Source organism: Gluconacetobacter diazotrophicus PA1 5 (assembly GCF_000067045.1).
GTDB classification, from domain to species: Bacteria; Pseudomonadota; Alphaproteobacteria; order Acetobacterales; family Acetobacteraceae; genus Gluconacetobacter; species Gluconacetobacter diazotrophicus.
The window spans coordinates 3,267,200-3,286,079 of sequence record NC_010125.1 but is presented as its reverse complement, the minus strand read 5'-3'; the positions used below and the strand labels follow the sequence as shown (position 1 = coordinate 3,286,079).

Below are 18,880 nucleotides of genomic sequence, written 5' to 3'. Positions count from 1 at the left end.
CCGGGACGAGTCGTAATGATATGCGTACCGATTCGCGTATGGGTTTTCAGGGGTTATTCTGAATCATTTCATTACACCCTGTCGCGTATGAATTCCACGAGGCGACGGAGGAATCCGGCCGGTCTGGGCTCGGAAAGATCCAGATCGCCCAGCGCGCCGCTGCCCCCGGCCGCCCACGCCAGCAATCCGGCGGACGTGGCGAAGGACGGCCAGGCCGCCGCGTCGTCCGGCAGGCCGCGAATGCCCGTGGGGCGGCCCAGCCGGACCTGGCGGTTGAGGATGCGCGCGGCCATGTTGCCCACGCCATCCAGCAGCGATGCCCCGCCCGTCAGCACGACCCGCCCGTCGGCGGCGCGGCCCACCCCGGCCGATTCCAGCCTGTCACGCACCATTTCCAGCGTTTCCTCGATTCGTGGCCGGATGATCGAGACCACCTTGGAGCGGGAAATATTGACGAATTGATGGTGATCGTCGCCGATCAGCTGCACGGGCAGCAGGTCCATGTCGTCGTCGGCCGACAGTTCCGCCGAGCCGTACATGGTCTTCAGCCATTCGGCGCTGTCGATCGGCGTGGACAGCACGTGGGCGATGTCGCGCGTGACATGCATGCCGCCCACCGGCAGGCAGGCGGTGTGCAGAAGCTGGCCCTCGCCGAACACGGCGATCGAGGTCGTGCCGCCGCCCATGTCCACCACGGTGACGCCCAGTTCGCGCTCGTTTTCGTCCAGCACCGACAGGCCCGACGCCAGCGGGGCCGAGACCAGTTCGCTGATCTTCAGTTCCGCGCGCGTCAGCACGGTTTCCAGGTTGCGCAGCGCGGTGGTCGAGGCATCGATGACATGCAGGCGCGACGTCAGCTGGTCGCACAGATGCCCGCGCGGATCGGCCACGCCCGCCGTTTCGTCCACCGCGAAATCCAGCGGCAGCGTGTGGATGGTCGACCGGCCCTCGGACATCGCGCGCATCCGGCCCTCGGTCACCACGCGGCGGACGTCGGAATCCGTGATCTCGCGCCCGCCCACGGGCCAGCGGACGTTGAACAGGCGGCTTTCGGGGTGGCCGCAGGACAGGTTGACATAGACCGTGTCCAGCCGGCGTTCGGCCGCGTCCTCGGCCTGGCCCACGGCGGCGCGGATCGCGGCCTCGGCCTCGTGCAGGTTCACGATGCCGCCGGATTTCACGCCATGCGACCGGCGCCAGCCATGGCCCAGCACCCGCAGCGTGCCGTCGGGTTCGCCCCGCCCGATCAGGCACATGATCTTGGTCGAGCCGATATCCAGCACGCCGAACGTTCCGGGCCGCCAGGCGCGCGGCGGCGCGGGCGCGTCGGGCGGCGGCAGCGCGATGACGCGTCCGCCGGTCACGGACGGGGCGGCGGGCGTGGCGCGCCGCCGGGCGCGGCGGCGGCGGGCCGGCCGGTCGGGGGGCGCGTCTTCGTCCTGTGGGGTCACGACCAGGTCGTTCATGCGCGGTTCCGTTGGGCGGGCTCGCCGCCCATCGGCGGCAGGTTGGGGACGGGGGGCGGAAGCGGTGCGGACGCCGGAAGCGACGTGCGGGGCCGGACCGGTGCAGGTGCCGGCGCCGGCACGGGGGCGGCCAGGGGCGCGGACATGGCGGACGCCGCCGGCCGGGACTCGCCATGGCTGGTCGCCGGGCCGGCCGGGTTCGGCCGGTGCGCGGCCGGGTGCGGGGCGGGTGGCGTGCCGGCGTCGGCGCCCGGCGGGCCTGCGTTCGGCGCCTTGCCATCCTGTGCCGCCCCGTTCGGCGCGACGGGGTCGGCGGCCGGCGGCGGTTGCTGGACCACCAGCCGGTCGGGCAGGCGCAGGTCGATGCTGATCACGGGGCGGTCCAGCAGCTTCATGCTGTCCTGCAGTTCGGCCAGCCGCTTCAGTGCCGGAATTTCCTCGCCCTCGGGCAGCAGGACGGTTGTGCCGTCATGCAGCAGCAGGTTCCACCGCCGCTGGCCCACGCGCACGGCGGCGGCCATGTGGGCCAGCACCACCGGCTGGCCGGCCAGCATGTCCATCAGCGGGGCGGCGGCAAGGTTGGCGTCCGGCCCAACCACCAGGGGCAGTTGCAGGAAGGCCTGGGCGTCCTTGCCGCTCAGGCCCGCCTGTCCGGGGCCCTGGTCCTGGACCGGGTTGCCGGCGCGGTCGATCAGCATGAAGCGGCCCTGGTTCTGCCAGACCGCGAAGGGACGGCGTTCGGTCAGGCGCACCACGATGGTGCCCGGCAGGTGGCGTTCGACCACCGAATGGTCCACGAAGGGCAGCGCGTCGATCCGCTGGCGGGCGGCTTCGACCGAAAAGCCCAGCACCGGGTCGCCGATGCGCACGCCCAGGGCATCGCGCAGCGCGGCCTCGTCGGTCAGCGTGCGGCCGCTGACCTGGATGTCGGTCACGCGCAGCGGCAGCAGGCTGACCAGGCGGGCGCGGATCGGCGCGAACCGTTCCTCGGACCGCATGTCGCGCAGCACGGCCGCGCCCCCGGCGATTACAATCAGGAAGACGAGGGCAAGCGCGACCGGCCGCGCCATGCGGCGTTGCCGCCGCATGAAGATCGACAGCCGTGACGGCCGGTCGCTTCGATTGTCCCGCGTCCGTCGCATCTAGGTCCGGCACGCCGCGTGTTCGACCATCCACCGGCACAGCGCGCCATAGGGGATGCCGCAGGCCCCCGCCTGTTCGGGCAGCAGCGAGGTCGGGGTCATGCCGGGCTGGGTATTGACCTCCAGGATCACCAGTCGCCCCGGCCCGTCGCCGCACTGCGTGTCGTCGTAACGGAAATCGGTGCGCGACGCGCCGGCGCAGCCCAGCGCGCGGTGGGCGGCCACCGCCAGGTCCAGCGCCTGGGCGAACGCGTCCGGGTGGATACGCGCGGGCAGGATGTGCCGCGATCCGCCATTCTGGTACTTGGCGGCGTAGTCGTAGAATTCATGCCCGGCATCGGGATTGGGGGTGATGTCGGTCACGGTCAGGGCGCGGTCGCCCATTACCCCCACCGTCAGTTCGCGCCCGGGGATGAATTCCTCGACCAGCGCCAGGGGGCCGTAGGTCCATGCGTCGGCGATCGCGGCGCGGCGGTTGGTGCCCGGCCGTACGATCTCGACACCCACCGACGATCCTTCGTTCAGCGGCTTGATGACATAGGGGGCGGGCAGCGGGTCGGCGGCGGGAAAGTCGGCGATGGCGATGACCCCGCCCTGCGCCACCGGCAGGCCCGCGGCGCGGAAGGCCGAGCGGGCCGCCGCCTTGTCCATCGCCATGGCCGACGCGCGGACGCCGGAATGGGTGTAGGGGATGTTCATCCAGTCCAGCACGCCCTGGATTGACCCGTCCTCGCCGAAGCGGCCGTGCAGGGCGTTGAACACCACGTCGGGCCGGTGCGCCGTCAGGTCCGCGACGATGGCGCCGAGGTCCGGCCCGGCATCCAGCACGCGGACGTCGAATCCTTCCTCGCGCAGGGCGGCGCTGATGCCGGCGCCGCTGGACAGGCTGACGGTGCGCTCGGCGGACAGGCCGCCGGTCAGCACCGTGATGGTGCGCGGACGGGTCATGACGGTTCTCCTGCCCCAATGGCTGTCTCGGTCGGGGATGGGGTGGCGGGACGGCCGATCCGCTTGATTTCCCACTCCAGCGTGACGCCGGTATGGACGCGCACCCGCTTGCGCACGCTCTCGCCCAGGCGTTCCAGGGGCGGCGGCGGTGGCGTCGCCGGTGTTCAGGATGAAATTGCAGTGCTTCGTGCTGACCTGTGCGCCGTCCATGGTCAGGCCCCGGCAGCCGGCGCTGTCGATCAGTTCCCACGCCTTGCGGTCCGTCACCGACGGGTCGGGGTTGCGGAAGGTCGATCCGCCGGTGCGGGCCCGCGTGGGCTGCGACTCCTCGCGCGACTGGCGGATGGCCGCGATGGCCTGGCGGATGTCGGCGGGGGCCGCGGGCGCGGCGCGCAGGCGCGCGCGCACCACCACCGCGCCAGCCGGCAGCGCCGACCGGCGATAGCCGAACCCCAGCGCCGGCCCGGACAGGCGCACGCTGTTGCCGTCGCGGGTGATGATGTCGGCCCAGTCCAGCACCGTCGCGACGTCGGACCCGTGGGCGCCCGCGTTCATGGCGACCGCGCCGCCGATCGAACCGGGAATGCCGGCCAGGAATTCCAGCCCCTTCAGCCCCGCCTCGGCCGCGCGTTCGGCCACGACCATGTCCAGGCAGGCCGCGCCGACCACCAGCCCGTCCGGTTCCGCCACGATGTCGGCAAAGCCGCCGCCCAGCCGGATCACCACCCCGTCGATCCCGCCGTCGCGGATGATCACGTTCGAGCACGCGCCCAGCACCGTGACCGGCACGTCCGGCGGCAGGCGGTGCAGCGCGTCCGCCAGGTCCTGCGTATCGGCCGGCTGCAGCAGGATTTCCGCCGGGCCGCCGACGCGGAACCAGGTGCGCGGGCCCAGCGGCGCACCCTGGGTCAGCCGTCCGCGCAGGCCGGCCAGCATTGCGCGTACCTCGGCGGTCCAGGATGCATCCGAAGGGGCGGGGGGCGTGGTCATGCCGCGCATTCGCCCTTTCGCGCCGCGGCCGGGTTCTGCAACGCCGCCAGTTGGCCGGGCAGGGCCTGCGCCCAGTTGGTGATGCTGCCGGCCCCCAGGCAGACGACGAAGTCGCCGGGGCGGGCGATGGCGTGGACCATTTCCGCCAGGTGTTCCGGGTCGGGCAGCGGCACCACCGAACGGTGGCCGCGCTCGCGCAGGCCCTCGACCAGCGCGTCGCGGTCCACACCCGGGATCGGGGCCTCGCCCGCGGCATAGACGTCGGCCACGATGACGGTGCCGGCATCGTTCATGCAGGTGCAGAATTCGCCGAACAGCGTCTGCAGCCGGGAATAGCGGTGCGGCTGGACCACGGCGATGACGTCGCGCGCGCCGGCCTGGCGCGCGGCCTTCAGCACGGCGGCGATTTCCACCGGGTGGTGGCCGTAATCGTCGATCACGGTGATGCCGCCGGTCTCGCCGGTGCGGGTGAAGCGGCGCTTGACCCCACGGAATCCCGCGAAGGCCGAGCGCAGGGTGGCGTCGTCGATATCCATCTCGACCCCGACGGCGATCGCGGCCAGCGCGTTCTGCACGTTGTGGTGGCCCAGCATCGGCAGGCGGAACGGACCGGCGCGGCGCGTGCGGTTGCGGTTGCGGTTGGTCACCACGACCTCGAACGTCGCGCCCAGCTTGTCGGTGATGACCTTCTCGGCCCGGATGTCGGCCTGGGGCGAAAAGCCATAGGTCACGATCCGGTGGTCCGACAGGCGCGGGATCATCTGCTGCACCGCCGGATGGTCGATGCACAGCACCGCGAAGCCGTAGAACGGAATGTTGGAGACGAACTGGTCGTACGCCGCCTGCATCGCCTCGGCGGTGCCCCAATGGTCCAGATGCTCGGGGTCCATGTTGGTCACGACGGTGATGACCGAGGGCAGGCGCAGGAACGATCCGTCGGATTCGTCGGCCTCGACCACCATCCAGTCGCCCGATCCCATGCGGGTGTTGGTGCCGTAGGCCTCGATGATGCCGCCATTGATGACCGTAGGGTCCAGGCGCGCCGCTTCCAGCACCGCCGCGATCAGGCTGGTGGTCGTGGTCTTGCCGTGCGTGCCGCCGACCGCGACGGCCCAGCGCAGGCGCATCAGCTCGGCCAGCATCTCGGCCCGCCGGACGACGGGGATCAGCCGCGCGCGGGCGGCCACCACTTCCGGATTGTCGCGGCGGACGGCGGTCGATGTCACCACGACCTGCGCCGCGCCCAGGTTGGCGGCGTCATGGCCGATCGCCACCGTGATGCCGGCGGCGCGCAGGCGCTGCACGTTCGCGTTCTCGGCGATGTCCGAACCCTGCACGGCATAGCCCAGCATGTGCAGCACCTCGGCAATGCCGGACATGCCGATGCCGCCGATCCCGACGAAGTGGATGGTGCCGATGGATAGGGGCAGGGCTCTCATGCGTGGGTCTCCGTCTTCGCGGCTGTCGGATAGGCGGGGCGGGGGGGCGGACGCAAGCGTCCTTCGATCGTATCGGTGATCAGGTCGGCGAACAGGCTTGCGGCGTCGGGTCGGGCCAGGCCCTGGGCGGCGCGCGCAGCCCCGGTCAGGCGTGCCGGGTCGGATAGCAGGGAGTCCAGCAATCCGGCCAGGGCAGGGGGTGTGAAATCGGGCTGGCGGATCATCCAGGCGGCACCGGATTCGACCAGGGCGGCGGCGTTGGCCCCCTGTTCGTCGCTGGCCGCGATCGGCAGCGGCACTAGGATCGCGGGCCGGCCGGCATCGGTCAGTTCCGCCACCGACGACCCGCCCGCGCGGCCGATCACCAGATGGGCACCCCCCAGCAGTTCCGCGACGTTCGAGAAGAAGGGCGAGATCTCGGCGGCAATCCCAAGCGTGGCATAGGCCTGGCGGACGCGTTCGACATCTTCGGCCCGCGCCTGCTGGGTCACGTGCAGGCGCGCGCGCAGGCTTTCGGGCAGGCGGGCGATGGCGTCGGGCACCACGTCGCTGAACACGCGCGCGCCCAGCGACCCGCCCCAGACCAGCAGGCGGATGGTGTCCACGGGCGGCTGGTAGGCGGTGCCGTACAGCGCCGCGATCTCGTCGCGCACCGGCATGCCGGTCAGCACCGTCCGCGCCCCCGCCGGCAGGCGGGCGACCTGGGCGAACGAGGTGGCGATGCCGTCGGCGAAGCGCGCCAGCATCGCATTGGCCTGCCCCAGCACGGCACCTTCATGGATGAAGATCAGCGGGCGCTTGTGACCCAGCGACCGGGCCCCCAGCAGCGGCGGGACGGAGGGATAGCCGCCGAACCCCACCACCGCCACGGCATCCAGCCGGCGCAGGATGGTGCGCGCCTGCGCCGTGCCGCGCGCCAGCGCCAGGGCGGCGCGGGCGCGGTGCGACAGGCCATGCCCGGCGATGCCCGCGCCCGGCAGGACGAATTGCGCGCCATCCGCGAAGACGCCATGCAGGCGCGTACCGGCCCGGCGGTCGGTCATCAGCGCGATGGCGTGCCCCCGCGCGGCCAGCACGCGGGCCAGCGCCTCGGCGGGGATGAAATGGCCGCCGGTGCCCCCGGCGGCGATGACGATGGGGCGGTTCAGGGTCGTGGTGGTGTCCTGGTTCGTGCTCATGCCGCGGCCCTCCGCGACCGGAAGGCGGCGTGGCCGCGCGGGATGCGGCTTTCGCCCACCCGGTGGCGCGTCAGGGCCAGGACCATGCCGATGGTCAGCGCCACCGACATCGCCGACGACCCGCCATAGGAAATGAACGGCAGCGTCATGCCCTTGGTCGGGATCAAATGCAGGGTGGACCCCATGTTGACGAAGGCCTGCAGGCCGAAGCCGGTGATCAGCCCCGTGCTGGCGACGACGATGAACGGGTCGTCCTCGCGCAGCAGCTTCAGCAAGGTCCGCACCACGATCACGCAGAACACGCCGATGATGAACAGGCAGACCAGCATGCCGAATTCCTCGCCCGCGACGGCGAAGACGAAATCGGCGTGGGCGTCGGGCAGCAGGTCCTTGACCCGTCCCTCGCCGGGACCACGGCCCATCAGCCCGCCATTGCCGAAGGCGCGCAGGGCGGTGTCGATCTGGTAATGGTCGCCGACATTGGGGTGCAGGAAGCGTTCCACGCGCGAGCGCACGTGCGGGAACGCCACATAGGCGCCCAGGAAGGCCGCGATCATGCAGCCGACCCCGGCGCCGACGAAGAAGATGTTCAGCCCGTCGATGAACAGTTGCGTCATGAAGACGGTGGTGATCACGCTGAGCATGCCGATATCCGGCTGCGATTTCAGCAGCACGAGGATGACCGCGAACAGGCCCAGCGCGATCGGCATGCCCGGGAACAGGCGCCGCGCCCGCCGTTCGGTCAGCAGCCACGCCGTCACGACCGCGAAGCAGGGCTTGAGGAATTCCGACGGCTGGACCGACATCAGCGGCAGCGCGATCCAGCGCCGCGCGCCCTTGATTTCCACGCCATGGACCAGCGTCAGCGCGGTGGCGCCCATGGCCAGCACGAACCCCACCGCCGCCAGTCGCTTCACCCCCCGGGGCGAGAGCAGCGAGGCGCCCGTGACGATCAGCCCCGCCAGCGACAGGAAGATTACCTGCTTCAGGATGAACATGTCGCGCGATGCGCCGATGCGCGTGGCGACGGCGGGGCTGGCCGCCAGCATCAGCACATAGCCGAAGCCGATCAGTACGCCGACGCAGGACAGCGTCACCCGGTCGACATTGCGCCACCAGCGCGCAAGGTAGGATGCATCGACGCGTGAGATCCCGGCCATCAGTCCGTCCCCAATGTGGGCGCCAGCAGGCGGACCAGGTCCGCGAAGTGCCGGCCGCGATGTTCGAAGCTGGCGTACTGATCAAAGCTGGCGCAGGCGGGGGACAGCAGCACCACCGGCACGCCGTCCCGCCGCGCCAGGGCGAGGGCGGCGGGCACCGCCGCGTCCATCGTGCCCGACAGCGTGAAGGCAACGCCGTGCGCGGCCAGGGTTTCGGCCAGCGCCGGCGCGTCCTGCCCGATCAGGAAAGCATGGGCCACGCGCGGGAAGAACGGCGCCAGGTCCGCGATTCCGCCGGCCTTGGCCACACCGCCCGCGATCCACACCAGCCGGTCGTAGCAGCCCAGCGCCCGCGATGCGGCATCGGCGTTCGTCGCCTTGCTGTCGTCGATGAAGCGCACGCCGTCGACGGTGCCGACCGGCTTCTGCCGGTGGGCCAGGCCCGGGAAGGTCCGCAGCGCGCCGGCGATCGTGGCGCGCGGCACGCCCAGCGCCAGGGCCATCGCCGCCGCCGCCGCCGCGTTTTCGGCATTGTGCGCGCCGGGCAGGGATGGGGCATCGGCCAGGGTGGCGATCGGCCCGTCCGCGTCGCGCAGCACACCCCCGGCGCCGGTCAGGCCGGCGTCGGCACGGGTGCCGGATATGGTGACGACCCGGATGCCGCGCGCCGCCAGGTCGCGGGCCAGCGCCGCGTCGTCCGGGGCGTCGTACTGGCCCAGCACGGCCAGGTCGCCCGGTCCCTGGCGGTCGAAGACGTGCTGCTTGGCCCGTCGATAGCCTGCCATGTCGCCATGGCGGTCCAGGTGGTCGGGCGTCAGGTTCAGCAGGCACGCGGCGTCGAAGCGCAGGTCCCGCAGCCGTTCCAGCATGTAGGACGACATTTCCAGCACATAGACGCCCGTGTCGGGCAGCAGCGGCAGCGCCAGCGCCGCCGGGCCCAGGTTCCCGCCCGCCGCGACCGGCAGGCCGGCGGTGTGGAGCATGTGGGCCAGCAGGGTGGTGGTGGTCGATTTGCCGTTGGTTCCGGTGATGCCGGCGAAGCGCGCGCGCGACCCGGACCGGCGCACCGCCTGGAACAGCAGGTTGGCATCCGACAGGATGGGAACGCCCGCCGCGTGCGCCATCCGGGCGACAGGATGCGGGTGGGGCAGGATGTGCGGAATGCCGGGCGAGAGCACCAGCGCGTCGAACCCCGCCAGCGTGTCGAACGGCGCGATGGCGACGCCCGGCACGTCCGCGACCGCCGCACGAGCGGCGTCGCCGTCATCCCAGGCCTGCACGTCCGCCCCCATCGCGGCCAGCGCGCGGACGGCGGGGGCGCCGTTGCGCCCCAGCCCCAGCACCGCGTAGCGGCTGCCGGCCAACAGGCCGGGGGGGAACAGGCCCGGGCCGCTCATCGCAGCTTCAGCGTGGCCAGGCCACACAGTCCCAGGACGATGGACACGATCCAGAAGCGGATGACGATCTTGGGCTCCTGCCAGCCTTTCTTTTCGAAATGATGGTGCAGCGGCGCCATCAGGAACACCCGCCGCCCGGTGCGGCGGAACCAGAAGACCTGGATGATCACGGACAGGGTTTCGACCACGAACAGGCCGCCGACGATGCACAGCACCAGTTCATGCTTCACCGCGACGGCGATCGCGCCCAGCGCGCCGCCCAGCGACAGCGACCCGGTATCGCCCATGAACACCGCCGCCGGCGGGGCGTTGAACCACAGGAAGCCCAGCCCCGCGCCGACCAGGGCCGAACAGAATACGCACAGCTCGCCCGTGCCCGGCACCGCGTGCAGTTGCAGGTAGTCGGCGAAGACGTGGTTGCCGACCAGATACGAGATCAGCCCGAAGACCAGCGCCGCGATGATGACCGGCACGATCGCCAGCCCGTCCAGCCCGTCGGTGAAATTGACGGCGTTGCCGAAGCCGGTGATCGTGATCATGGCAAACAGCGGGAAGGCGAAGCCCAGCGGCAGCAGCCATTCCTTGAGGAACGGAAAGGCCAGGTGATTGGCCAGGTCCGCCGGCATCAGGCTCTGCATCCAGTAGCCGCCGACCAGCGACGCCGCGAATTCGCAGCCCAGGCGCATGCGCTTGGACACGCCGGCGGTGTTGCGCCGCGACAGCTTCAGGTAATCGTCGGCGAACCCCACCGCGCCGAAGCTCAGCGTGGTCAGCAGCACGGCCCAGACATACCCGTCGGTCAGGTCCGCCCACAGCAGCGTTGAACCGAACAGGGCCGCCAGGATCAGCACGCCGCCCATGGTGGGAGTGCCGGCCTTTTCCAGGATGTGGCGTTCCGGGCCCAGGGCGCGGATCGGCTGACCCTCGCGCTGGATGCGGCGCAGTTGCGCGATCAGCGGGTTGCCCAGCAGCAGCGAGATCGCCAGCGCCGTGAGGCACGCCGCCCCGGCGCGGAAGGTGATGTAGCGGAACAGGTTCAGGACGGTGACGTGTGCCGACCCGTGATGCTGGATCAGGTCGTAGAGCATCAGGCCGCACCCGCCTTGGAGGGTGCCGTCGCGGGCGCGGTCAGCACCGAGACGACATCGCGCATGCGGCTGCCGAAGCTGCCCTTGACCAGGATCACGTCGTCCTGGGCCACGGCATCGCGCACCAGCGGCGCCAGGCTGGCGGCGTCCGGCGCCCATGCGCCGCGTCGGGAGGGGGGAAGCAGGTCGAACAGATATTTCATATCGGGGCCGGAGCAGAAGACGAGGTCCGCATGCGCCAGCACGGCGGACAGGAGGGATTCATGTTCGGCGCGCGCGAAGGCGCCGAGTTCGCGGATATCGCCCAGCACGGCCATGCGCCGTGTCGCGGGCAGCAGCCCCAGCACCGCCAGGGACGAGCGGACGGACAGGACCGAGGCGTTGTAGCTTTCATCCAGCAGGGCGGCGCGGCCGCCCAGGATCGGCTTCAGCGCGCCGCGCCCGGCGCCGGGCCGGAAATCCGCCAGCGCCGTGGCGGCGGTCGCGATGTCGGCGCCCAGGGCGGCCACCGCCGCCAGCGCCGTGGCGGCGTTGCGGACCAGGTGGCGGCCCGGGGCGTTCAGGCGTACGGGGACGGACCGTCCGTCGATGGTGACGGTGAAGCTGCTGCCCTCGGCATCCAGCGCCACGTCCGACACGGCCACCGTGCTGTCGGTCCGTTCGCCGGCCCGCCACAATGTGGCCCGTGCCCGCGCCGCCTGTTCGGCGAAGATCGGCTGGCCCGTGGCGTCATCGGGGACAATGGCGATGCCGGCGGGCGGCAGGGTCGCGATCAGGTCGGATTTTTCCCTCGCGATGGCCTCCAGGCTGCCCATATGGCCCAGATGGGCGCCGGCGATGGTGGTGACGAGGGCGACAAGCGGCCGGACCATCACCGCCAGCGGCGCGATTTCTCCGGGGTGGTTCATGCCCACCTCGCAGACGCAGAAGGCGGCATCCATCGGCAGGCGGGCCAGCGTCAGCGGTACGCCCCAATGGTTGTTGTAGGACGCGGCGGCGCAATGGGTCGGCCCGATCGCGCCCAGCGCCAGGCGCAGCATCTCCTTGGTCGTGGTCTTGCCCACGCTGCCGGTGACGGCGACCATCCGGCCGGTGAAGCGGGTGCGGGCATAGCGCCCCAGCGCGTTCAGCGCCGCCATCGTGTCGGGCACGCGCAGCAGGCGCGGATCGTCGGAATCGGTGCCCAGGACAGTCGGGTCATGGATCATGGCGGCGGCGGCGCCCTGGTCCAGGGCCGCGCGGACGTGGGCATGGCCATCGCTGTTTTCGCCCGCCAGCGCGATGAACAGGTCGCCCGGGGCCAGCGTGCGGGTGTCGATCGACACCCCGGTGACTGCAACCGGCGCCTGCCCCGTGAACGTGCCGCCGGTCGCGTCCTGCAGTGCCGCGCGGGTCCACAGAACCGTCATGCCCGCACCCCGGCCAGGTCGCGAATGACCGATGCGTCATCGAAGGGCAGCGTCGCGGTGCCGATGGTCTGGCCCTGTTCGTGGCCCTTGCCGGCCACCACCAGCACGTCGCCGGCCCGCAGCATCGACAGGCCCTCGGCGATCGCCCGCGCGCGATCGCCGATTTCGATCGCGCCCGGCGCGCCGGCCAGGACCTCGCCCCGGATGAAGGCGGGGTCCTCGGTGCGGGGGTTGTCGTCGGTGACGATGGCGATGTCGGCGCGGCGGGTCGCTTCCTGCCCCATCAGCGGGCGCTTGCCGCGATCGCGGTCGCCGCCGGCGCCGAACACGGCGATCAGCCGGCCCGAGGCGTGCGGGCGCAGCGCGTCCAGCAGGCGGGCCAGCGCGTCCGGGGTATGGGCGTAATCGACATAGGCCGCCGCCCCGTTGGGCAGCAGCGCCGCGCGCTCCATCCGTCCGCGCACGCCGCGCAGCGCAGGCAGCAGGTCGATCGCCCGGGCCAGCCCGTCGGCGCCCGGCGCGGCCAGCGCCGCCGCCAGCAGCGCATTGTCGGCCTGGAAGCGGCCGGGCAGTGCCAGGACGATGTCGCGCGCAACCCCGCCCGACGCGATCCGCAGATGCTGGCCCTCGGGCAGCGGGGTGCTGCCCAGCAGGCGGATCGCATCTCCCGCTTCGCCGACCAGGCGCAGGTCCAGTCCCCGCCGCGCGGCAATATCGCGTAGCGCGTCCAGCGTCGCGGTGTCCATGTCCGCATTCGCCGCCATCAGCCCGTCCGGCGGCAGCAGCGTGTCGAACAGGCGCAGCTTGGCCGCGCGGTAGGCGTCCAGCGTGCCGTGATAGTCCAGATGGTCTCGGGTCAGGTTGGTAAAGCCGGCCGCCGACAGGCGCAGCCCGTCCAGCCGGTGCTGGTCCAGCCCGTGGGACGATGCCTCGATGGCCACGTCGGTGACGCCGCCGCGCGCCATGGCGGCCAGCAGGGTGGCCAGGCCCACGCTGTCCGGCGTGGTCAGGACCGGCCCGCAATCGGGAAGGTCGATGTCCGCGATCACCCCCAGCGTGCCGATGCTGGCGGCGCGGCGGTGCTGATGGCCCCATATCTGGCGCAGGAAATCGACGGTGCTGGTCTTGCCGTTGGTGCCGGTGACGGCGACGACATGGTCCGGCTGCGCCCCGGCGAGGAACGCCGCCAGCAGGGCCAGCGCCCGGCGCGGTTCGTCCACCCCGATGACCGGGACGCCGGGCGCGGGGGTCCCGCGCGGTGCGACGATCGCGGCGGCGCCGGCGGCGATCGCGGCGGGGATGAAGGCGCTGCCGTCGGCGCGCGTGCCGGGAATGGCGACGAACAGCATGCCCGGCGTCACCCGCCGGCTGTCGGCGGTCACGCCGGTAATCGCCGGGTCGGCGCCGGGCGGGGCGGACAGGCCGGCCGCCGCCAGCACCTGGGACAGGGGGTGGGTCATCCGCGGGATTCCATCGGGTCGGAGGACCGCGCGGCCCGTTCTGCCCGGGCGGCGTGCAGGCGCGGCTGCGTGGACAGGTCGGCCACCGGCATGTCGCCATGCCGCTCGCCCTTCTTCGGCGTCTTCGGCGGCTTCGGTGCGTTGCGGGGATCGCCGGGGTCGTTGCCCGGGCCCAGCGCGCGATAGCCGCGCGGCACCGCCGGCTCCATCGGGATGGCCAGCGCCTCGTCGATGGCCTGGGCGTTGGCGGTGTTGGGGAACAGCCCCAGCATCGGGCCGATGCGGGTCACGATCTTGGACACCGTGGGGGCGGCGTTCCACGCCGCCGTGGTCCAGCCATGGGTCTGCGGCGTCGCCTTGGGACTGTCGAGCATGACGTAGACGGCGTAGCGCGGTGCGTTCATCGGAAAGATGCTGGTGAAGGCCGCGACGTTGACATGTTTCAGATAGCCGCCATGCGGCCCGATCTTCTCGGCGGTGCCTGTCTTGCCGCCGACGAAATAGCCCGGTGATTCCGCCGATTTTCCGGTCCCCTGTGTCACGTCCAGGCGCAGGATGCGGCGCAGCAGTGCCGAGATTTCGGGCGAGATGACGCGCGTGCCGGCGGCGGCGGGCGCTCCGGGTTCGGTGGGCGACGGGTCGGACGACGGGGCGGCGGGCGCGTCGGTGCCGGCATCGTCGCGGGCCAGCAGGGTGGGGTGCAGAAGCAGCCCGCCATTCACGGTGGCGGCGGTGCCCCGGACGATGGCCAGCGGCGGTTCGGCGACGCCATGGCCGAAGCCCACCGTCATGACAGTGGAAATCCCCCAGTTGCGCGTCTGGGGCACGATGGGACGTCCGGCTTCCGGCAGTTCGATCGGCGCCGGGGAGAAGAAGCCCATCTTCCGCAGCCAGTCCTGCTGGCGCTGGGCACCGACATCCAGCGCGATATGGGCGGCGGCGGGGTTGGAGGAGAACGCCATGACCCCGGGCAGCGACAGCCAGGGGGCGAAATGGTCCGTCTTCATGTCCGAAATGGTAAAGCGGCCGATATGGATCGGAATGGTGGAAAACCGGTCCCAGATATGCGCCACACCCATTTGCAGCGCCATGGCGGCCGTCTGCAGCTTGAAGGTCGAGCCCGGTTCGTACATGCCCGTCACGGCGCGGTTGAAGCGGGCATCGGGGTCCGCGCGGCCGAAATCGTTGGCATCGTAATCGGGCAGGCTGACCATGGCGATGATCTCGCCGGTATTGACGTCCATCACGATGGCGCACGCGCCGATGGCCTGGAACATGTCCTTGGCCGCCGCCAGTTCGTCGCGCACCACCGCCTGGATGCGCACGTCCAGCGACAGGCGCAGGGGCGTGCGGTCGGAATCCAGCCGCTTGTCCAGGAAGCGTTCGACGCCGGCCACGCCGTGATCGTCGATGTCGACCGCGCCCATGATGTGGGCGGCGACGCGGCCCAGCGGGTAATGGCGCCGCTCGCCCGGTTCGAAATAGATGCCCGGAATGCCCAGGTTGTTGATCGCGACTTCCTGCATCGGCGAGATATCGCGCGCCAGATAGACGAACTGCTTCTTCGTGGACAGGCGGCGGATCGTCTCGTCCGTATCCAGCGCGGGCAGCACGCTCTTCAGCTTCTGCGCGGCGTCCTGCGGGTCGATCATTTCCTGCGGATTGGCATAGACCTGCGCGACGGGCAGCGAAATCGCCAGCACCTGCCCGTTGCGGTCGGTGATCGAGGCGCGATGGACCTGCGGCAGGGCGAAATCGCCGGCCATCATGCCCTTGGGATCGCTCTTGGGGATCGTGGGCACCTGGGGGGCGACCTGCCGGCGTTCCGGTTCCATCGGCATGATGACGGTGGCGGCGGCCAGTTTCAGCGCCACCGCGCCGAACAGGGCGCAGAACCCGACCGAGACGCCCAGCAGGCGGGACTGGGTGCGTTCGCGCGCCGTCCGGCTGCGCAGGTCGTCGCCCGTGATCCGTACATCCATCCGCTGGGGGCGGGAGGGCCCGCTCCGCATGCTGTCTGGTGTGTCGGTCGGGCCGTTGGTCATGGTACCTGCGCTAGGTCATCGGGGGCTGGGTCGTCAGTTGCTGACGGGGACGGGGGGCGGAAGAGAAGCGGAATGCGTGAAACCCAGCGAGGACCCCCTGCCATAGCCCCGGGCCTCCTGATACGGGACCGGAGCCGCCGGCCGCCAGGCGGCCACGGCCATGGGCACCGGCCGCACCGGGCGATAGGCGGCCATGCGGACGGCGGGAGCGGCGGCAGGCGGTAGCACGGGGCGCGCGGCAGGGGCAACGGGGAGTACGGCACGACGCGCGGAGTTATGCGTCAAATCGGGCGAAACCGGGGCGGCGTGGCTGGAATGCTGGACCGGGGTGACCGCGGCCGGGACGATCGGGGCGGCATGGAACGCCACCGGCGCGGCCTCGGCCACCATGACCGGTCGATCCGGGTGCGCGGCCGGGGCCGATTCGCCGGTCGCCGGCCGGTACGCGGCCAGACGGACAGGCTGTTCGACCGCCGGCGCCTGCGGACGGCGCGCCGCCGCCAGCGTCGCGGTCGCGGAAGGCTGGGCCGCCGCCAGGGTCGCGGTCGCGGAAGGCTGGGCCGCCGCCAGGGTCGCGCCGATCGTGGCGCTGATGGTGGCGCGCGGATTGGCCACCGGCAGCGGCCGTGCGCCCGGGGCCGGCAGCCGGTCGGCCAGAGCCGTCATCTGGATGAACTGGGTCGGCGCCATCGGCTTCATGTCGGGCAGGAAGCGCGCCGACAGGCTGGCCAGCCGGTCCGGCTGGTTCAGCAGCGCCCATTCCGCGCGCATCATCGCGGTCTGTTCGCGGACATGCTGCGTATCCGCAACGATCTGCGAGATCTGCTGGTCCAGAAGCGTGGTCTGGTGCTTCGTGGAATACAGGTACAGCCCGGACAGGCCGGCCATCATGGCGCAGAGGATTGTGAAGGATCGCATCATGGGCGGCGTTCCTGGGGGCTGGTATTATTATGGGTGCTGTTCTGGGTGTCCGGGACCGCAAGGCGCTCCGCCGCGCGCAGACGCGCGCTGCGGGCGCGGGGGTTGGCGCGGCATTCCGTCTCGCCGGGGCGCAGGGCGCGGCTGGTCAGCAGCCGGAAGTCCGGCGCCGCCTGCTCGGCCCGCATGGAGCGGGGATCGTGGCGCGAGGGGCCGGGCATGCGGCCGGCGGCGCGGTTCAGCGCCTGCTTGACCAGCCGGTCTTCCAATGAGTGGAACGACACCACGACCAGCCGGCCGCCGGGGGCCAGCAGCGCCAGCGCCTGTTCCAGTCCCGTTACGATCTGCCCCAGCTCGTCATTGACGTGGATGCGGATGCCTTGGAACGAACGCGTGGCCGGGTCGATGCCCGAACGGTCGCCCGGCACGACCGAGCGGATGATGTCGGCCAGTTGAAATGTGGTCGTGATCGGCGCCTGCGCGCGGGCGGCGACGATGGCGCGCGCGACCCGGCGGGACATCCGTTCCTCGCCATATTCATAGATGATGTCGGCCAGGTCGGATTCGCCCATCGTATTCACGATGTCGGCCGCCGTGGGGCCGGTATCGCCCATGCGCATGTCCAGCGGGCCGTCGGTGCGGAAGGAAAAGCCGCGTTCGACCTCGTCGAGCTGGAAGGACGACACGCCCAGATCCAGCACCACGCCGTCCAGGCTGTGCACCCCGCTTTCGGCCAGCAGGCCCTGCATGTCGCCGAACCCGCCCTGGAGCATGTGCAGGCGCATCCCGCCCTCGGCGTCGCGCAATTCGGCCTGCAGCGCCTGGCCGCGCCGGATGGCGGCAGGGTCGCGGTCGATCGCCCACAGGGTGCAGCGCGCGGCCCCCAGGATGGCGCGGGCATAGCCGCCACCGCCGAACGTGCCGTCCAGATAGGTCGCGCCGTCGCGCGGGCACAGCATCTCCAGCACTTCGGCCAGCATGACCGGGATGTGGCCCGAGGTAGGGATGGTGCTCATGCGTCCGCGCCCCCCTGGCGGCGGCCCTGGGCGGGCAGGGCGAGCTGGCGCGAGCGGGTGCGGGCCTCCGCCCTGCGGCGCTCGGCGGCGGCGGGTTCCCAGATCTGGAAGGTCCGGCCCAGCCCCATGAAGGCGACGCTGTCGGTCAGGGCCGCGTGTTCCTTCAGGGTGTCGGGCAGGATGATCCGGCCCTCGCGGTCGGCATCGACGGGGTAGGCGTCGGCGTACAGCGCGGCGGCCATGTCGTCATGCTCGTCGGAAAACATGTCCAGCCGGTCCAGCGGCTGGCTGAGTGCTGCGAAGGCGGCGGTCGGCCAGGCCTCGATGCACGGATACTGGTGCGAGGGGCGCAGGATGACCAGCGCCTCGCCCGCCGCCGCCTGGGCGCGCAATGCCGTGCGGAAGCCGGCCGGAATCGAAACGCGGCCCTTGGCATCGAGACGGTTCTGATGGGTGCCAAGGAACACACTCACGCTATGCGATGCCCCCTGGCTGGAATGACGTGCGATGCGCGCACACGGGCCCGGCAGCCCCTTCGGCCCGGGTTTTTATGGGATATCATGGGATTTTATGGGACGTCAAATTAAACGCGCTGAAATTCTGGCGGAAAACCGCTGTTTTTTGAGGATTGGCCAAGTCGCGGATCGGGCGGAGGCCAATTGTCTGCGGACCTGTGGAACAAAGCGGAATAAATATGAATGTTTATGTTATGTTCTTCTGGGTTTTGGATCAAAACGAGAACATTTTGGTGCATAATTAGGGCAAGGCATGGGGAGAACGGCCAGATGGTCTGTAAGCCGGGTTCTGTCCACCTTCGATGAAGGGGGGCGACCATTCCTCTGGGACGCGCCTTGCGGCGCGCCTCACGCGACCAACCCGAACGACGGGGGCGGAGGGACCCCCGACGACCCCGCGCGAGGCGGTCCGTCTGCCGTTCCTATTCGGTCTTGCTCCCGGTGGGGTTTGCCCTGCCGCCTGCGTTACCGCACGCGCGGTGCGCTCTTACCGCACCGTTTCACCCTTACCCGCACCATCTCCGGCGAACCGGAATGCCGTGGGGGCGGTCTGTTTTCTGTGGCACTTTCCCTGGGGTCACCCCCGCCGGCCGTTAGCCGGCACCGTTCCTCCGTGGAGCCCGGACTTTCCTCCACCGCGTGGGAAATCCACGCGACAGCGGCCGCCCGACCATCTGGCCTGCGGAAACTGAACGACCTGTCCGGGTTG

At 71.1% G+C, this 18,880-nt stretch carries 14 protein-coding genes, 1 other RNA gene and 1 pseudogene; all 16 read right to left on the bottom strand.

The window, feature by feature from the left end:
* Positions 1-71: 71 nt before the first annotated feature.
* Complete coding sequence (ftsA, locus tag GDI_RS15140; protein ID WP_012554794.1) at positions 72-1,466, bottom strand: cell division protein FtsA; 1,395 nt, start codon at positions 1,464-1,466, stop codon at positions 72-74.
* Positions 1,463-2,608, bottom strand: coding sequence for a cell division protein FtsQ/DivIB (locus GDI_RS15135; protein ID WP_012227606.1), 1,146 nt, complete (start codon positions 2,606-2,608; stop codon positions 1,463-1,465). The genes ftsA and GDI_RS15135 overlap by 4 nt, the downstream gene beginning before the upstream one ends.
* The gene (locus tag GDI_RS15130) at positions 2,609-3,556 is read right to left on the bottom strand and encodes a D-alanine--D-alanine ligase (protein WP_012554796.1); all 948 of its coding nucleotides are present in this window, start codon (positions 3,554-3,556) and stop codon (positions 2,609-2,611) included.
* Positions 3,553-4,546 (bottom strand): annotated as a pseudogene (gene murB, locus GDI_RS19315) (UDP-N-acetylmuramate dehydrogenase). The gene GDI_RS15130 and the pseudogene murB overlap by 4 nt, the downstream one beginning before the upstream one ends.
* Positions 4,543-5,985, bottom strand: coding sequence for a UDP-N-acetylmuramate--L-alanine ligase (gene murC / locus GDI_RS15125; protein ID WP_012227602.1), 1,443 nt, complete (start codon positions 5,983-5,985; stop codon positions 4,543-4,545). The pseudogene murB and the gene murC overlap by 4 nt, the downstream one beginning before the upstream one ends.
* Complete coding sequence (murG, locus tag GDI_RS15120; RefSeq protein WP_012227601.1) at positions 5,982-7,163, bottom strand: undecaprenyldiphospho-muramoylpentapeptide beta-N-acetylglucosaminyltransferase; 1,182 nt, start codon at positions 7,161-7,163, stop codon at positions 5,982-5,984. The genes murC and murG overlap by 4 nt, the downstream gene beginning before the upstream one ends.
* Complete coding sequence (locus GDI_RS15115) at positions 7,160-8,323, bottom strand: FtsW/RodA/SpoVE family cell cycle protein (protein ID WP_012227600.1); 1,164 nt, start codon at positions 8,321-8,323, stop codon at positions 7,160-7,162. The genes murG and GDI_RS15115 overlap by 4 nt, the downstream gene beginning before the upstream one ends.
* Positions 8,323-9,720, bottom strand: coding sequence for a UDP-N-acetylmuramoyl-L-alanine--D-glutamate ligase (gene murD / locus GDI_RS15110; RefSeq protein ID WP_012227599.1), 1,398 nt, complete (start codon positions 9,718-9,720; stop codon positions 8,323-8,325). The genes GDI_RS15115 and murD overlap by 1 nt, the downstream gene beginning before the upstream one ends.
* Entirely contained in the window at positions 9,717-10,808 is a 1,092-nt protein-coding gene (gene mraY, locus GDI_RS15105) for a phospho-N-acetylmuramoyl-pentapeptide-transferase (RefSeq protein WP_012227597.1), read from the bottom strand. Before mraY ends, murD begins: the two co-directional genes overlap by 4 nt.
* On the bottom strand, positions 10,808-12,217 hold the full coding sequence (locus GDI_RS15100) for a UDP-N-acetylmuramoyl-tripeptide--D-alanyl-D-alanine ligase (protein WP_012227596.1): 1,410 nt from the start codon (positions 12,215-12,217) through the stop codon (positions 10,808-10,810). The genes mraY and GDI_RS15100 overlap by 1 nt, the downstream gene beginning before the upstream one ends.
* The gene (locus tag GDI_RS15095) at positions 12,214-13,677 is read right to left on the bottom strand and encodes a UDP-N-acetylmuramoyl-L-alanyl-D-glutamate--2,6-diaminopimelate ligase (protein WP_012227595.1); all 1,464 of its coding nucleotides are present in this window, start codon (positions 13,675-13,677) and stop codon (positions 12,214-12,216) included. The genes GDI_RS15100 and GDI_RS15095 overlap by 4 nt, the downstream gene beginning before the upstream one ends.
* On the bottom strand, positions 13,674-15,722 hold the full coding sequence (locus tag GDI_RS15090) for a peptidoglycan D,D-transpeptidase FtsI family protein (protein WP_012227591.1): 2,049 nt from the start codon (positions 15,720-15,722) through the stop codon (positions 13,674-13,676). Before GDI_RS15090 ends, GDI_RS15095 begins: the two co-directional genes overlap by 4 nt.
* Before the next feature lie 33 nt (positions 15,723-15,755).
* On the bottom strand, positions 15,756-16,643 hold the full coding sequence (ftsL, locus tag GDI_RS15085; RefSeq protein WP_041249522.1) for a cell division protein FtsL: 888 nt from the start codon (positions 16,641-16,643) through the stop codon (positions 15,756-15,758).
* Positions 16,640-17,656, bottom strand: a complete 1,017-nt coding sequence (rsmH, locus tag GDI_RS15080) for a 16S rRNA (cytosine(1402)-N(4))-methyltransferase RsmH (protein ID WP_012227587.1) — start codon at positions 17,654-17,656, stop codon at positions 16,640-16,642. Before rsmH ends, ftsL begins: the two co-directional genes overlap by 4 nt.
* Positions 17,653-18,129: a division/cell wall cluster transcriptional repressor MraZ gene (mraZ, locus tag GDI_RS15075; protein ID WP_012227584.1), complete on the bottom strand. Its 477-nt coding sequence runs from the start codon at positions 18,127-18,129 to the stop codon at positions 17,653-17,655. Before mraZ ends, rsmH begins: the two co-directional genes overlap by 4 nt.
* A gap of 304 nt (positions 18,130-18,433) precedes the next feature.
* An RNA gene (rnpB, locus tag GDI_RS18690) (RNase P RNA component class A) lies at positions 18,434-18,849 on the bottom strand.
* Positions 18,850-18,880 lie beyond the last annotated feature (31 nt).

Coding starts and splice junctions, on each gene's coding strand:
- ftsA (WP_012554794.1), bottom strand. CDS start 1,466: ATGAACGACCTGGTCGTGACCCCACAGGACGAAGACGCGCCCCCCGAC.
- GDI_RS15135 (WP_012227606.1), bottom strand. CDS start 2,608: ATGCGACGGACGCGGGACAATCGAAGCGACCGGCCGTCACGGCTGTCG.
- GDI_RS15130 (WP_012554796.1), bottom strand. CDS start 3,556: ATGACCCGTCCGCGCACCATCACGGTGCTGACCGGCGGCCTGTCCGCC.
- murC (WP_012227602.1), bottom strand. CDS start 5,985: ATGAGAGCCCTGCCCCTATCCATCGGCACCATCCACTTCGTCGGGATC.
- murG (WP_012227601.1), bottom strand. CDS start 7,163: ATGAGCACGAACCAGGACACCACCACGACCCTGAACCGCCCCATCGTC.
- GDI_RS15115 (WP_012227600.1), bottom strand. CDS start 8,323: ATGGCCGGGATCTCACGCGTCGATGCATCCTACCTTGCGCGCTGGTGG.
- murD (WP_012227599.1), bottom strand. CDS start 9,720: ATGAGCGGCCCGGGCCTGTTCCCCCCCGGCCTGTTGGCCGGCAGCCGC.
- mraY (WP_012227597.1), bottom strand. CDS start 10,808: ATGCTCTACGACCTGATCCAGCATCACGGGTCGGCACACGTCACCGTC.
- GDI_RS15100 (WP_012227596.1), bottom strand. CDS start 12,217: ATGACGGTTCTGTGGACCCGCGCGGCACTGCAGGACGCGACCGGCGGC.
- GDI_RS15095 (WP_012227595.1), bottom strand. CDS start 13,677: ATGACCCACCCCCTGTCCCAGGTGCTGGCGGCGGCCGGCCTGTCCGCC.
- GDI_RS15090 (WP_012227591.1), bottom strand. CDS start 15,722: ATGACCAACGGCCCGACCGACACACCAGACAGCATGCGGAGCGGGCCC.
- ftsL (WP_041249522.1), bottom strand. CDS start 16,643: ATGATGCGATCCTTCACAATCCTCTGCGCCATGATGGCCGGCCTGTCC.
- rsmH (WP_012227587.1), bottom strand. CDS start 17,656: ATGAGCACCATCCCTACCTCGGGCCACATCCCGGTCATGCTGGCCGAA.